This window comes from Pseudovibrio sp. Tun.PSC04-5.I4 (assembly GCF_900104145.1).
In the GTDB taxonomy this organism is placed as follows: domain Bacteria; phylum Pseudomonadota; class Alphaproteobacteria; order Rhizobiales; family Stappiaceae; genus Pseudovibrio.
The window spans coordinates 497,407-512,716 of record NZ_FNLB01000001.1 but is presented as its reverse complement, the minus strand read 5'-3'; the positions used below and the strand labels follow the sequence as shown (position 1 = coordinate 512,716).

Genomic DNA, 15,310 nt, shown 5'->3' with positions numbered 1-15,310 from the left:
TTATTCATGTCATCGCCTTAGATGAACAGTATAATTCCGCCGCCTATAATCAACCCAACCCTTGTTAAAAGCTTGAAGGGTGCAATGACACCGTAGGAGATTGCGGTTAGTGCTAGACCTACTTTTACGGCGGCGAGCAAAGACCAGACCGGTGAGCTGATGAGCGTGATCAAAGCCGGATTTGCTATCATTCCCAGTGGGATAAGGTAGAGTCCTATGCCGAGCGCCATGGCAAACGCGGCGACCTTTAACCAGTTTTCCCCGACCATACCAGCCGCAATAAATACGGCTCCGCAGACTGGTGGCGTGATGGTGGAAAGAAGCGCAAACCAAAACACAAACAGGTGCGCCTGAAGTGGCTCCAACCCTATATTTATCAAGGCTGGACCAGCAACGGAAACGCAGATCACATAGGCCGCAGTCGTTGGCACTTCCATACCAAGCACCATGCAGGCAAGCGCGGTGAGCAATAGGGCTGGCCATAACATTCCGCCGGACCCCGAGAGGATCAGGGAGGTGATTTTAACGCCGAGACCGGTGACGCCCAAAGTTCCGATAATGATGGAGGCACATAGGATGATAGAAGCAATCATCGCCACTTGCTTACCGGAGTTCATCAATGCCTGCTCGTAGCGTTCGCCGATCTTTTGCCAGTTCACTGCAAAATTCTTATCTATCAGCAGCAGCGCCATCGCAACCATGATGGAAAGACAAGCTGCATATTGCGGCGTGTACCCCAGCACGAACATCGACCAGAGCAGAACCGTGAACGGCACGAGGAAGAACAGCGATGTGATGATCACGGACCGCGTACTTGGCTGATCTTCCGGCGCAAGGCCTTTCAGTTCATAACGGCATGCAAAGGCGTTGATGCCCATCCAGACGGCAAAAAAGTACAGAAACGCTGGTAAAATGGCCGCTGCCATGATCCCGGTGTAGGGAACACCCGTCAACTCCACCATAACAAACGCGCCTGCGCCCATCAGCGGCGGCATGATCTGACCACCAGACGACGCAACCGCTTCAACAGCACCGGCAAGCGCGCGCGGGTAGCCCAGCTTGGTCATCGCAGGCAACGTAATTGCGCCGGTTGAGGCAACATTTGCGGAGGCTGAACCGGATATGGACCCGAACAAAGCGGATGAAATCACAGAGACTTTTGCCGTTCCGCCTGTCAGTTTTCCGGCGGCGGCGGCGGCAACATTCATGAAGCCTGCGCCTGCTTCACCGGCATTGAGGAACGCGCCGAAGATGACGAAAATCGCAACGACACCGACGGAAACGCCGGTCAATTTGCCCCAGAGCCCACCTTCCGCAATGGTCATGGTGCCGAGGAAACTTTCTACCGGTACGCCTGCGTAGCCAAACTCGCCGGGGACATATTGGCCATAAAGACCGTAGGCGAGTGCAATCAGCGCAACCAGTGGCAAGGGCCAGCCGATAGCGCGGCGTGCCATTTCCAGCACGGTTACCAGCAACCCAATCGCCAGATAAAGCTGAAAGTCATCAATCAGATAGCCGTACTGATCAGACAAGTCTGAATGGTTCCACGCAATCCAGCCAGCTGCAAACACACCAAAGCCAGTGAGCAGATACCCTGTCACTTTCTCAAGGGGATTACGTGCCATGAAGATGAGTGCCCACGGCAAAGCAAGCGCCATGTGCAAAGGCCGGCTCACCAGATTGGGAACCAGACCAGAGAAAATCAAACCCAGATGGAACACAACAGTTGTGGTGCCGAGAATGAGCCAGATGGAACGGGGTATAATATTCAAGATGACGGCCTAAGAAGAGAAAGGCCCGAAGGATGCTCCGGGCCTGATTACCTGTAAAACAGTTTTATCGATTAGCGCTGGTTGTCGGTGATTGTAAAGCCAGCTTCATCATAAAACTTCTGTGCACCCGGATGAATTTTGCCGGTGATGTTGCCGAGAAGCTCTTTGCTTACGCCATCCCACCAAGCTGCGCCCTTGCCCATTTTGGCTTTTTGAGCCCAGAAATTTTTGGTCATCGCGTAGGCGGTAGCCTCATCCATCTGCGTTGTTGTGTAGGCCACAACTGGAAGAGATGTTGTTGTGATATCAGCGTCTTGATCAGCATAAGTTCCAGCCGGGATCACTAGTTTGGTGCGTTTGGTCTGTGCGATCTGATCATCAGAAAGCGAAAGAACATTTACGCCGGTACCAGCAGCAGCTTCAATCACGTTTGGCGCAGGGTAAGACCCAGCAGTCACAAACCCATCAATCTGGCCGTTTTTCAGCGCTGGAACAGCGTTGGAAAGTTCCACATCCGCCAGCTCAACCTGACCTTCAAGACCGAACATTTTCAGGTACTTAGCACCCTCTTTCGCGCCAAATGAGCCTTTGCCGATCAGGATTTTTTTGCCTTTGAGGTCTTCAAAGCTGTTGATGCCGCTGTCTTCGCCAACAACAAAATGCATGGTCAGGGATGGAATTGGGAACAGAGCGCGGATTTCACCAAACTTAGGATTAGCGCGCTTTTCAAACATCGCTTTACCGCCCTTGGCCAACTTAACCAGCACTGGAGGGGTGGTGAAAACGTAGTTGCCCGGACGAACGGCAGATTCCATCACGTTCTGCACGGAACCCTGACTTTCCTCAACAGTTACAATGATATCGCCGTTAGAGGCTTGCTTCATCGCTTCTGCAATCTGTACTGCCATCTGGTAGTAAGAGGAGGAAGTTTTCGCGGATTTGTAGGTTACGCGTGTTTCAGCTTGCGCTGCGAACGAAAACGCGACAACGGCAGCCGCCGTCACGCATGACTTTAACATTCTCATAGATCATCCCCGGATTATAAGCGCACTATGCCCTTTAAATTGCTGAGAGATTTTATATCGAAAATGAGGCGTTTCAAGTAGGTGTATGAGCTTATTGGCAAAACAAGACAGAAATTTTCTCATGAATGCATGACAGATATGCCCCACACGAACGGATTTGCGTTTTTTGCGTTATAACTGCGTTGTAATTGCCAAATTTGCGTTCCTCTGTTGAAAACCGCAAATCATCGCAGCGCGCTTTCAATCCTCTTGCCTGCCGCCAGCACTGCCTCATCCTGAAGTGCAACACCGCAAACAGAAACGCTGTGGGATGGCTTGGCGCGATCAACCGGCAGGGCCAGAGATGGCATGTTCAAAAAAGCAGTCATCATCGTCAATCTCAAGGACACAGCGTTTGCCTTTTGAAAGGCAGCTGTATCATGTGCAACGGTTTCAACCAGCGGCGGAAGATCTGGAACAGTCGGCATGAGCAAAAGCTCTCCCTTCAACTGTGCAGCCATCTCTGCCTGTAGGACAGAACGGAGCTTTCGCAAGTAAGCAACTTCTCCAAGTGTCATTGGCATTGCGTATTCGAGACGGGCTCGAATTTGCGGGTCAATTTCCGGATTGCTCAGGTCTGCAAGTTTGCAAATCTGTTCTCTTGCTTCTGTGCTGACAAGGGTACCATGCTCACTAAAAAGCTGATGAGTATTCATCAATGCGCTGATGTCTCTTCGATCTACATGAATGCCAGAGGCCGACAGCCCGTCTGCACAACGCTCGAACATCTCCATGACTTCCGGTGAAACACCAAACCCATCAAGCTTTGGCAGAACAAGTCGAACCTGAGCGTTTTCCAGTTCAGCATTCTCGGTAATACCACCGTGCATAATCGCGTCCAGTGCACGAATGCCATCCACATCTCGCGCCATAGGGCCAAGCACATCAAGGCTCGCTGCCAGTGGAACCACGCCCTCCATAGGGTAACGGCCCATTGTTGCGCGATATCCGAGCTAACCGCAAAAGTTGGTGATGGGTTTCAGGCGGCGTGATTTTGGTTTGCATCACTCTCGATGCCATTTTTGAAGATGACACCCTGTATTATCTTAGGCAATTGATTTTTGCCTCTCAATTTCTGCCAGCGCTTCTCCGCTGCCTTGATCAGCATGAAGACCATTGGCATTGCAGTATCCCGGGAGAGGCAGTTCTTGGTCTGCCTTGTTCTGTGGCGCACAGTCGCAAAGGTTGATTCAATTGGATTGGTGGTTCTGATATGCCCCCAATGCTCAGCAGGAAAGTCATAAAAAGCCAACAGTTCGATCCTATCCTTGGCAAGGCATTGCGTGGCTTTGGGGTATTTGGCCTCAAATTTCTCTATGAAAAGATCAAAAGCCGTCTCAGCATCTACGCGGTTCTCTGCCATCCAGATATCCTGTAGATCTTTCTTTGCTTTGGCCTGCAAGGATTTAGGCATTTTGCTTAAGACATTCATTGTCTTGTGGACCCAGCAGCGTTGAGCTTTTGTTGTGCTAAAGACTTCCCGCAATGCCGCCCAGAAACCCAGAGCACCATCACCGACAGCCAACTTCGGTTCGATCTGCAAGCCGCGAGCTTTGAGAGCAAGCAGTAGCTCCCGCCAGCTCTGAGTATCTTCCCGGTAGCCATCATCAAAGCCAATCAGCTCTTTCTTGCCTTCCGGTGTTGCCCCGATCAACACCAGAATACAGCGACTTTCCCGTTCTCCCCGGGCTTTCAGATAGATGCCATCTGCCCACATATAAACGTAGTTGCGCGCTGACAGGTCTCTGGTTTTCCACTCTTCCCATAAAGATCGCCAGCTTTTGACAAGGCCGCGGATGACATCCGGTGAAAGGTTGGGGGCATCAACACCCAACAAAGCACTCAAAGCTTGCTGAACATTATTGGTAGAAACCCCACGCAAATAGAGCGCTGGGATCAATTCATCAAGACTGGTTGAACGGCGCAGATAATTAGGTAACAGATTGGAATGGTAATGAATTTTCTCTTCTGCATTCTCATCTCGATCCCGGATCCGAGGTTTGCTGACCGTGACTGGCCCAACGCCAGTCTGGACCTGTCGCTCTGGCAAATGCCCATGCCGAACCACCCGCTGACGGCCATCTGGTAATTTTAAGTCCGAGTAAAGCGAAAGCACGCTCATGACTTCACTCTCAATGGCCGCTCGCAAAAGTTGCTGTGCACCCGAACGCAAAACTTCCGTAAGTGCATCTTGAAATTCCCCTGGCTGCACAAGCGGGATAACACTATCATCTGTCATAGGCGTATCAGCTCCTCTGGAGTCAAAAGCAAGCCTCAATCACTTGCTATGATACGCCGCAATTCACTCCGTCACCAAGATTCACCGTTAGCTCGCGATATCCGCATGTGCCCTGAAACGCGGCCGGAACGCGCGTGGACCCGGAGGTGTCGCTGCCAATTGCCAGATTGCAAATTCCGTTGGAGATCGCCGCAGCACAACCCGCGGATGACCCGCCGGGCACTCTGGACTGATCCGCTCCATTGGGTGCATTGCCGTAGTGCGGGTTCAGGCCTATGCCGGAAAACGCGAACTCCGTCATGTTCGCGGGGCCGATGGGGATTCCGCCAGCCTCTATAACACGTTGCACGACGGGGGCGTTCTCACTCTCAACTCCGGTGGAGTAAACAATAGACCCAGCAGATGTTGGAAGGCCTCTGAGCGCAATATTGCCTTTTATCGCAACCAACTCACCATCAATCGGGCTTAACCGCTGACCCAATTTATGGCGCTCTAAAGCTGCCTTAGTCAGCGCCTCTACCTGCTCCTTATTGAGCCCAATGAAGATGTTTTTGAAGTCAGGAGTATCAAGCTTTTCCCAGAGCTCAGCCAAGTGTTCAGTCATCGACATTCTAGTGCTCCGGTTGCGAATTGCTTGATAGAGCTCGCATACTAATGGGAGTAATTTGCTGCTGTCAAAGGTGGTGCAGTTGGGTGGATAAAAGCGGGCTTAAAAACAAGAGTTCTACGACCAATCCCATTAGGGTGGAAGGGTCACCAACATCAACTTTTACTTGCTCCTCACTGGTTACAGGTGGTTCTTTGTCGACATTTTTCAGGTCAAGTACCTCAACAATATTATTGATCAAGATCACCGCTTTATGAACCAAGCTTCGCACATGAGTGCGCGCACCACGACATGCTCTATCGCCCAAACAAAAAAGCCGGAGCAGATGCCCCGGCTTTTCGCTTAGTCTTGGAAGTGTATCCCCGAAAAATGACGCTTACTTGGAAGCATCTGCCCAGCTCTTGATCAGCTCGTCGTAATCAACGGTGATTGGAGTTGGTTTTTCGTTTGCCAGTTTCGCTTTAGGCGCGCCCGGCTGGTTCAGCCAGTAATCGCGATCCTTAACTTCATTGAGTTTAGGACCACATTCGCCCTGAACACCAGCACGCTCTAGACGGCTCAGAACTTTATCCTGAGCAGCTGCAAGAGCAGTCATAGCTTCCTGAGGTGTTTTTGCACCTGAAGACGCATCACCAATGTTCTGCCACCACAGCTGAGCCAGCTTTGGATAATCAGGAACGTTGGTACCTGTTGGTGTCCACTGTACGCGCGCTGGGGAACGGTAAAATTCTACCAGACCGCCGAGCTTAGGTGCACGTTCTGTGAAGGATACATCACGAACGTCACTGTCACGAATAAAAGTCAGACCAACGTGAGACTTCTTCAAAGAAGTTGTCTTCGCAACGGTGAACTGAGCGTAGAGCCAAGCTGCCTTTGCTTTTTCAGTTGGAGTAGACTTCATGAGTGTCCAGGAACCAGCATCCTGGTAACCCAGCTTCATGCCTTCTTCCCAGTAAGCACCCTTGGGAGAAGGAGCCATACGCCACTTAGGAGTGCCGTCTGCATTCACAACTGGAATACCGTCTTTCACCATGTCTGCGGTGAAGGCAGTGTACCAGAAGATCTGCTGAGCAACGGAACCCTGCGCTGGAACTGGACCAGCCTCAGAAAACACCATGCCAGGAGCTTCAGCCGGAGCGTACTTCTTCAGCCATTCAATGTATTTGGTGATGGAGTAAACAGCAGCAGGACCATCGGTTGCGCCGCCGCGTTCAACAGCAGAACCAGCTGGGGAACAACCGTTTACGCGAATGCCCCATTCGTCAACTGGCAGACCGTTTGGAATACCCTTATCGCCAGCACCAGCCATGGACAGCCATGCATCGGTAAAGCGCCAACCCAGTGATGGATCTTTCTTACCGTAATCCATGTGACCGTAGACTTTTTTGCCGTCAATTTCTTTCACATCATTCGTGAAGAACTCAGCGATGTCCTCATAAGCGGACCAGTTTACCGGAACACCCAGATCGTAGCCGAACTTAGCTTTAAACTGAGCTTTGATTTCTGGGTTTGTGAACCAGTCATAGCGGAACCAGTAAAGGTTTGCGAACTGCTGAGTAGGAAGCTGGTACAGCTTGCCATCAGGACCAGTGGTGAACGAGCGACCGATAAAGTCTTCAACGTCCAAGGTTGGCAGAGTTACGTCTTTACCATCGCCAGCCATCCAGTCAGTCAGGTTACGAACCTGCTTGTAGCGAGCGTGAGTACCGATCAGATCAGAATCGTTGACGTAAGCATCGTAGATGTTTTCGCCGGACTGCATCTGTGTTTGAAGCTTCTCAACAACATCACCTTCACCAATCAGGTCATGAGTAACCTTGATGCCTGTGATTTCGAAGAAAGCTTTAGCCAGAACCTTAGATTCATATTCATGGGTCGCAATGGTTTCAGAAACCACTTTGATTTCCATACCTTTGAAAGGCTCAGCGGCTTTAACGAACCAGTCCATTTCCTTCATTTGCTCTTCCTGAGAAAGAGTTGAAGGCTGGAACTCGTCGCTCACCCACTTTTTCGCAGCTTCCATATCTGCAAATGCAGAACTGGAACCCATTACCAAAGTTGCGAAAGCAACGGACGTTAGCAAATTACGTCTCATGCATATTCCTCCCGACTATAAATTATTGCGCTGCCAGCTCCCAAACTGGCTGGCGTAGATAAAGGCTCGAAACTCAAACCCAGCGGAAAACGCAAAACGCGTATGCCACACAGACCAAGAGAGCCCACCAAAGGTTTGCGCCAACAAACCCAAGCCAAAACAGGCAGATAAAAGCACTGCCCAGCAGCGTCACGAACAAACGGTCGCCGCGTGTTGTTTCAAACTGCAAAATTCCATTGCGCGGAGCGCCGCCCGGCACAAGCCATTCCCAAACTGCCATGCCAGAGATCAGCAGGCCGATCGTTATGAAGAAGATCGCCGTAGGCTGCGTCCAAGCCATCCAAGAAAGTTCCATGAGATCTTTTCCTAATCAGCCTTCTTACACCCGGCCCAAAGCAAAGCCCTTAGCGATGTAGTTACGTACGAACCAGATAACCAAGGCACCTGGAATAATTGTTAAGATCCCTGCCGCTGCAAGCACACCCCAGTCCATGCCAGAGGCTGATATTGTCCGTGTCATCGTCGCTGCAATTGGCTTTGCCGCAGTTGTTGTCAGCGTCCGAGCAATCAACAGCTCAACCCATGAGAACATGAAGCAGAAGAACGCAGCCACACCGATGCCGCTTGCAATCAGTGGAGTGAAGATTTTGAGGAAGAATTTCGGGAATGAGTAACCGTCAATGTAAGCGGTCTCGTCAATTTCCTTCGGGACGCCAGACATGAAGCCTTCAAGGATCCAAACAGCCAGCGGCACGTTGAACAGACAGTGTGCCAGAGCAACAGCAATGTGCGTATCAATCAGGTTAAATGCAGAATAAAGCTGGAAGAACGGCAGCGCGAACACTGCTGGAGGCGCCATGCGGTTGGTCAGCAGCCAGAAGAACAGGTGCTTGTCACCCACGAACTTATAGCGAGAGAACGCATAGGCCGCAGGCAGCGCCACAGCAACGGAGATCACCGTATTCAACGCCACATACGTGATGGAGTTGATGTAGCCGTTGTACCAGCTTGGATCGGTGAAGATCACCATGTAGTTCGCAAAGGTCGGCTCATCCGGCCACAGAGTGAACTTGCTGAGGATTTCCTGGTTGGTCTTCAAACTCATGTTGAAGAGCCAGTAGATCGGCAGCAACAAAAACGTAATGTAGACAGTTGGCACGAGGAAGGAATAACGGCTTCCTGTTCTTCGAGCCTTTGCGCGAGCCTTGCTGCGTGGAGCCTGTCCACCTGCAACAAGACCACTGTCAATCGCGGTAGTTCCGGTTGTTGTAGACATAGACCTTACTCCTCACCTGGGTAGTGTTGTTTCTCGCCACCTGCATTGTTCATCACGGTGTAGAACGCCCATGAGAACAGAAGGATGATGAGGAAGTAGACGAGAGACATTGCAGCAGCTGGTCCAAGATCAAACTGACCAATCGCCATCTTCACAAGGTCAATACTCAGGAAGGTCGTGGAGTTACCCGGCCCACCACCCGTGACCACGAATGGCTCGGTGTAGATCATGAAGCTGTCCATGAAGCGCAGCAAAACGGCAATCAGCAGCACGCTGTGCATCTTCGGCAGCTGAATGAAGCGGAACACAGCCCAACGGGATGCGCCATCAATGCGAGCCGCCTGATAGTAAGCCTCAGGAATGGAAACCAGACCCGCATAACACAGCAGCACAACAAGGCTTGTCCAGTGCCAGACATCCATCACAATAACGGTTGCCCATGCAGCGACCGGATCCTGCGTATAGTTGTAGTTGATGCCGATGGAGTTCAGGAAATAACCCAGCAGGCCAATATCAGCACGGCCAAACACCTGCCAGATGGTCCCCACAACGTTCCACGGCACAAGCAGCGGCAGCGCCATCAACACCAGACAAACCGGAACGCCCCAGCCTTTTTTCGGCATGCAAAGCGCAATACCAATGCCCAGTGGAATTTCAATTGCCAGAATTGAGAAGGAGAAGATCAGGTTGCGAATAAGCGCATTGTGAAACCGTTCAGAGGACAAAAGGTCCGTAAACCATTCAGTTCCAACCCAGAAGAACTGGTTGTTCCCAAAGCTATCCTGAAACGCGTAGTTCACCACGGTCATCAGCGGAATAACAGCGGTAAAGGACACCAGCAAAAGAACCGGCAGAACCATGAACCACGCTTTATTGTTGACTGTTTTTTCCATGGATCAAGCCTCCTCGCCTACAAGCCAGCTGTCGGCATAAAGGTTTGTTTGGGTTGGATCGAAAATGGCGGTTGGACTTTCCGGAATGCTCATTCCTTCGGCAACAATTGCATTCAGTGCAACGCCGTCCATCTTGCCCCGTAAAATGCGGTAGCGACCAATGTCTTCAACACCAGTAACTTCAATTGGAAGACCTTCTCCAGCACCGCCAAGCTTGACGAATTCCGGGCGAATGCCAACTTCAGTTTTCTGCGCGGTCTTTCTAGGGTCCAGACCACACGGCAAAGGAACACTATGGCCACCAATGCGTGCCATTGTACCATCCACTTCACACGGCAAGATGTTCATGCCCGGAGACCCGATGAAATACCCAACAAACGTATGCTGTGGTTTGCGGAACAGCTCATCCGGCGTTCCGATCTGCACAACTTCACCGCCATACATGACCACAACCTTATCAGCAAAGGTCAGAGCTTCTGTCTGGTCGTGGGTCACGTAAACCATGGTAAAGCCAAACTGCTTGTGCAGGTGTTTGAGCTGAGAGCGCAGAACCCACTTCATGTGCGGATCGATAACGGTCAGTGGCTCATCAAACAGGATCGCGCTGGTATCAGAACGCACCAGACCACGGCCCAGAGAAATCTTCTGCTTCTCATCCGCAGTCAGGCCTTGCGCCTTGCGCTTGGCTTTGCTCTCAAGGTCTATGAGGCGAAGGATTTCAGTAACTTTCGCATCAACCTCTTTCTCAGCAACACCGCGGTTGCGCAGCGGGAAAGCAAGGTTGTCGTAAACCGACATGGTGTCGTACACCACCGGGAACTGGAACACCTGCGCGATGTTGCGCGCTTCGGTGGACAGGTCCGTCACCCGCTTTCCGTCAAACAGCAACTCACCTTCAGAGGGGTGAAGCAAACCGGAGATGATGTTCAAAAGTGTCGTCTTACCACAGCCGGAAGAGCCGAGAAGCGCATAGGCTCCCCCATCTTCAAACGTCAGATTGACTTCCTTCAGAGCATAATCACTCGGACTTTTGGGCTTCGGCAGATAGGAATGGCGAATGTGGTCGAGATCAATACGTGCCATGCTCGCCTCCTTACGCGTTTACAGCCATGAGAGAGGCAACAGAGCGGCCTTCATCATCAAAAATCATGAAGTGTTTCGCATCCACGAACACTTCAATCTCGGCGTCGACTTCCACGTTGTGAATGCCATGTTCCAGCGCAACCCACCGGTGGTTGAGACATGTCACATGAACAAAGCTCTCAGAACCGGTGATCTCGGAAACATCAACCTTAGCCGGAAGGCTCACAGCCTCGGCACTTTGGCGATGCAGGTAGAGATGGTGCGGCCGGAAGCCAGCTTTGTAGTGACCGTCTGGCAAACGCTTCTCTTCTTCCGAAGCAGGAATGAGAGTGCCGTTTGACGTGCGGAATTCACTGCCAGTCTTGGTCAGACCAAGAATGTTCAATGGCGGATCGGAGAAGGTTTGCGCAGTAATGATGTCCTGCGGATTGCGGTAAACATCAATAGTTTCACCAAACTGAGAGATGCATCCTTCACTCAAGGTCGCAGTGCGGCCACCAAGCAGAAGCGCTTCCGTCGGTTCAGTTGTTGCGTAAACAAACACGGCCCCGCTTTCAGAGAAGATCTTCGGTAGCTCGTCGCGCAGTTCTTCACGCAGTTTGTAGTCAAGGTTTGCCAGTGGCTCATCCATCAACACAAGGTGCGCCCCTTTAACCAGCGCACGCGCAATCGCGGTTCGCTGCTGCTGCCCACCGGAAAGATTCAGCGGCAGCCGGTCAAGGTATGGAGAAAGCTTCATCAGGTCCGCAGCTTTGCGTACTTGGCTTTCAATATCAGCGCGTTTAAGCCCTGCAACACGAAGCGGAGAAGCAATGTTTTCGTAAACGCTGAGAGCTGGGTAGTTGATGAACTGCTGGTACACCATAGCGACATCGCGCTTGCGCACGGAAACGCCAGTCATATCCTGACCGTTGACCAACACCTGACCGGATGTGGACTTATCAAGGCCAGCCATCAAACGCATCAGAGTTGTTTTGCCTGAGAGTGTAGGCCCCAACAAAACATTCAAAGAGCCACTTTCCAATCGCAATGATACATCACGAATGTGGTCCACGCCGTCAACCTGTTTGCTGACGTTTTTTAATTCAAGCATATTGTCCTCCCGGAACAAAAAGCATCCCATCAGCTTTCTGCAGATGCACACCGCTTGCACTGCGGCACCTATTCAATTCTGATTGTAAGTCGACATACGGATCTTCTTAATGAGACCGCCCGATTGAGTATGAACACTTCCAGAGTGTTCCCGTTCGTCTTGGACCGCTTGCCCTTGCCTTTTGCCCGCAATGATCTGGTGATCATTGTGAAATATGCATCACAAATATGGACCTTCCTGCTAAACTCATATTGAGCCCAAAATTAAACTACGTCTTATCCCTCACGTCAATTTTCGTTTGTAGTCATTAATGCGCATAATCGCGTTATTTCGAAATATAAGCGAAACCACTTAAGGGTCAATTCGAAATTTAACAAATTGAGCTCTCACCCGCTAGCCATTAGGATAAGAACGCACCCAGTGCGGTCATTATTGGGGATTATCCTCACATGGGAAGCATTTCACCTCCCCTGAGTAACCCATTGAAAAAACTGACTAGTTCACTCACATTTGTTTTTCTAAGCTAGCTAATGTTTTCGCGACGAAACAATTCGAACTAAAACACAACATTTTCAGCAATATTTAGTTGCTTGAACTGTTTTCACGAATTGAATGTCGTTGCGAGACGATTCTAGATAAAACCACGTATATTCTTATGTATCCCTCGCCATCCCGCACGGTTCTGTCACAAACTTCGCAGGAACGCAGAATATACCTGTCATTCCACCGCCTAAATCGGCAGTCCTCAGACAGACAGACAGACAGACAGACAGACAGACAGACAGACAGACAGACACTGAGACTGTCCCGACATCACGTGAAACCCTGATGGATCGTTTAAAGCGGGTGATTGAGAGCAAGCTGAGTTCAAGAAAGTTTAAGATCAGAGGATAGAAGCGCAAATTGGCGTTGCTGTTCTAAGCGAAATAACGTCCCTCGGGCAGCCCCCGTTCGAAAGGGTTTCAGGACGCCTGAATTTATGGGTTTGGGAAAGCTGCAATCTAAATTCGAGTTGTGCAACACGGCCATCAAAGTGGATGATGTCTTCAGAGCCTGCATCTGCGATAAAGTGTTAAAGTCAGTTAGTTTCCTGGACCAAATAGTGTCCCGTGCACTTTTAAGACGAAATGATGCACTCAGCCTCAGACGGAAAAATCCCACGGCTGAAACTTTCTTTAATATCTATATCGGCCTCTTCCGGCCATGAGCGCGTTTCCACACCCATCAATTAGCGCCCAAAACTCAAAGTTTGAGTAGGCGAACTGGACCTCATGCCTTGCCAAATTGCATTCGGAGTTCGAGTAATCACTGGGATCATGATCTGCTGGCCGAACAGTCATTTCCCCAACATTTAAACTGGAACCATCAGGCGGAAACAACTTTGCTACATCCATGCTTCGGGCTTTCATTTCAGCCAACAACACCTGCCTCAATTCCAGGTCAGTCAGGTTTGGTTTGCATTCTTTTGGCTCTTCCGGCAGGCGAATAAAGAACCCAACAAACAGGACAAGAGCAATCGCTACCAAGTATTTTTTCTTCATCTTCAATCGCTTAACCAACTTCTAATCTTCAAAACAACTATCCAGCATGTTCTCCTTGGTGCTCATATAGATCAACGGGCACCATCGCTATATTGACATGGAAGTCAGCCAAAGCTCTCACGAGTAGTAAAGCGACTAACGTCAGCATCCTCGCGGTATTGCAGCATCTATAAATCTGGGTCCAATAAGCATTCGTCACGTCCTGCAGCTGTGTTTACATAACCCATGATGAACACCACAAAATGTGCCCGTAATGCTTTCTAAGCGAGTTGACGAAACCCATGATGGAACGGGCCGAACGTCCGTTGTTGGCGGTGGGTTCAACTGGTCGCGGCAACACTTTAATCTTTGAATAGAGATGGAGTGTTCGACATGACGTATCGCTGCCGTATTTACTATTCTGCCGCACAGCGAGCCGAGATTTGGGATCGATGGCAGCGGGGAGAATCGATGAGTTCGATTGGCCGTGTGTTTGACCGGCACTCCTCCTCGGTGTTTTCTGTCATTTCTCCGACCGGAGGCATCCGCCCTTCTGATCGGCATCGTGGTAAGCTGGCGCTGAGCTTGAAAGAACGTGAGGAGATATCGCGAGGCCTCAGCATCAACGCATCTTTACGATCTATAGCTCGCCAGTTGAGCCGTACCCCGTCTACGATCAGTCGCGAGGTGCAGCGAAATGGTGGTCGGGTCGCTTATCGCGCAGCAGCGGCTGATCAGGCTGCCTGGGACCGCGCTCTACGGCCCAAGACATGCAAACTGGCTTGCTATCCATCTTTGAGCCAGGCAGTATCGGTGAAGCTGCGCAGCAAGTGGTCTCCAGAACAGATTGCCGGCTGGCTCAAACGTAGCTTTCCAGGAGACGTAAAAAAGCAGGTGTCCCACGAGACGATATATCGAAGCCTTTACATACAGGCCCGCGGCGTATTGAAGAAAGAACTGCTGGACCATCTGCGTGCTAAACGCACGATACGCCGGTCCAGATATGCAAGCCTCAAACGAAATAGCCTAGGCCAAATTAAGGATGCCGTTTCGATCAGCAAAAGGCCCGCTTGCGTCGAAGACCGTGCAATACCGGGGCATTGGGAAGGCGATCTGATCGGAGGATCCAAGAATAGCTATATTGCCACTCTTGTTGAGCGGCAAACACGCTATGTCATGTTGATCAAGGTTGCCAACAAAGACACGAGCAGTGTTATCTCCGGGTTGATCAAACACACCCACAAATTGCCAAAAGAGCTGTACAAATCCTTGACTTGGGATCGTGGCAAGGAAATGGCAGATCATCTAAGCCTGACATTAGTAACGGATGTTGCTGTATACTTCTGCGACCCACATTCACCGTGGCAACGCGGATCAAACGAAAATACGAACCGCTTGCTGCGGCAATATTTGCCCCGTGGCACTGACTTATCTATACACACGCAGTCTGAACTTGATGCAATCGCAAGACAGCTCAACGAGCGGCCACGCAAGGCCTTGCAATATCAAACCCCAGCTGAGAAGTTCTCACAGTGTGTTGCCGCGACCAGTTGAATCCACCGCCCTTCGCGCTGAGCGTAGGCTTTTGCGCGCTCTACTCTTCGCACTTGTTGCATAGGTCCGCGTCTTACCAGTTCATACTCCGCGTAACCAACGACAGCTGCT

At 50.8% G+C, this 15,310-nt stretch carries 13 protein-coding genes and 1 pseudogene; 1 reads left to right on the top strand and 13 read right to left on the bottom strand.

Going from position 1 to position 15,310, the window contains the following annotated elements:
* Positions 1 to 17 precede the first annotated feature (17 nt).
* The 13 genes and pseudogenes from BLS62_RS02425 to BLS62_RS02365 form a co-directional block, all read right to left on the bottom strand.
* Positions 18 to 1,775 (bottom strand): TRAP transporter permease, encoded by a 1,758-nt coding sequence (locus BLS62_RS02425; RefSeq protein ID WP_093176478.1) that lies wholly within the window; start codon positions 1,773 to 1,775, stop codon positions 18 to 20.
* 71 nt (positions 1,776 to 1,846) lie between these two features.
* Positions 1,847 to 2,800 carry a TAXI family TRAP transporter solute-binding subunit gene (locus BLS62_RS02420; RefSeq protein WP_093176476.1) on the bottom strand — a complete coding sequence of 318 codons (954 nt, stop codon included), beginning with the start codon at positions 2,798 to 2,800 and terminating at the stop codon, positions 1,847 to 1,849.
* Positions 2,801 to 3,024: 224 nt separating this feature from the next.
* Positions 3,025 to 3,777 (bottom strand): annotated as a pseudogene (locus BLS62_RS02415) (amidase family protein); the annotation flags it as partial.
* A 41-nt stretch (positions 3,778 to 3,818) separates the two neighbouring features.
* Positions 3,819 to 5,078, bottom strand: a complete 1,260-nt coding sequence (locus BLS62_RS02410; protein WP_093176470.1) for an IS256 family transposase — start codon at positions 5,076 to 5,078, stop codon at positions 3,819 to 3,821.
* 46 nt (positions 5,079 to 5,124) lie between these two features.
* The gene (locus tag BLS62_RS02405) at positions 5,125 to 5,688 is read right to left on the bottom strand and encodes an amidase family protein (protein WP_208990646.1); all 564 of its coding nucleotides are present in this window, start codon (positions 5,686 to 5,688) and stop codon (positions 5,125 to 5,127) included.
* Positions 5,689 to 5,752: 64 nt separating this feature from the next.
* Positions 5,753 to 5,926 (bottom strand): hypothetical protein, encoded by a 174-nt coding sequence (locus BLS62_RS30950; RefSeq protein WP_159436463.1) that lies wholly within the window; start codon positions 5,924 to 5,926, stop codon positions 5,753 to 5,755.
* 135 nt (positions 5,927 to 6,061) lie between these two features.
* Positions 6,062 to 7,780, bottom strand: coding sequence for an ABC transporter substrate-binding protein (locus BLS62_RS02395; RefSeq protein ID WP_093176460.1), 1,719 nt, complete (start codon positions 7,778 to 7,780; stop codon positions 6,062 to 6,064).
* Between the two features lie 73 nt (positions 7,781 to 7,853).
* Positions 7,854 to 8,135, bottom strand: coding sequence for a DUF2160 domain-containing protein (locus BLS62_RS02390; protein ID WP_208990645.1), 282 nt, complete (start codon positions 8,133 to 8,135; stop codon positions 7,854 to 7,856).
* Positions 8,136 to 8,159: 24 nt separating this feature from the next.
* The gene (locus tag BLS62_RS02385; protein WP_208990644.1) at positions 8,160 to 9,056 is read right to left on the bottom strand and encodes a carbohydrate ABC transporter permease; all 897 of its coding nucleotides are present in this window, start codon (positions 9,054 to 9,056) and stop codon (positions 8,160 to 8,162) included.
* A 5-nt stretch (positions 9,057 to 9,061) separates the two neighbouring features.
* Positions 9,062 to 9,949, bottom strand: coding sequence for a carbohydrate ABC transporter permease (locus BLS62_RS02380; protein WP_093176456.1), 888 nt, complete (start codon positions 9,947 to 9,949; stop codon positions 9,062 to 9,064).
* Positions 9,950 to 9,952: 3 nt separating this feature from the next.
* On the bottom strand, positions 9,953 to 11,032 hold the full coding sequence (locus tag BLS62_RS02375; protein ID WP_093176453.1) for an ABC transporter ATP-binding protein: 1,080 nt from the start codon (positions 11,030 to 11,032) through the stop codon (positions 9,953 to 9,955).
* 10 nt (positions 11,033 to 11,042) lie between these two features.
* A complete protein-coding gene (locus BLS62_RS02370; protein WP_093176448.1) occupies positions 11,043 to 12,125 on the bottom strand; it encodes an ABC transporter ATP-binding protein in 1,083 nt (360 codons plus the stop codon).
* Between the two features lie 1,175 nt (positions 12,126 to 13,300).
* The gene (locus BLS62_RS02365) at positions 13,301 to 13,666 is read right to left on the bottom strand and encodes a hypothetical protein (RefSeq protein ID WP_093176443.1); all 366 of its coding nucleotides are present in this window, start codon (positions 13,664 to 13,666) and stop codon (positions 13,301 to 13,303) included.
* A 372-nt stretch (positions 13,667 to 14,038) separates the two neighbouring features.
* Here BLS62_RS02365 and BLS62_RS02360 point away from each other — a divergent pair, with 372 nt between their 5' ends.
* Entirely contained in the window at positions 14,039 to 15,199 is a 1,161-nt protein-coding gene (locus tag BLS62_RS02360; RefSeq protein ID WP_093176439.1) for an IS30 family transposase, read from the top strand.
* Positions 15,200 to 15,310 lie beyond the last annotated feature (111 nt).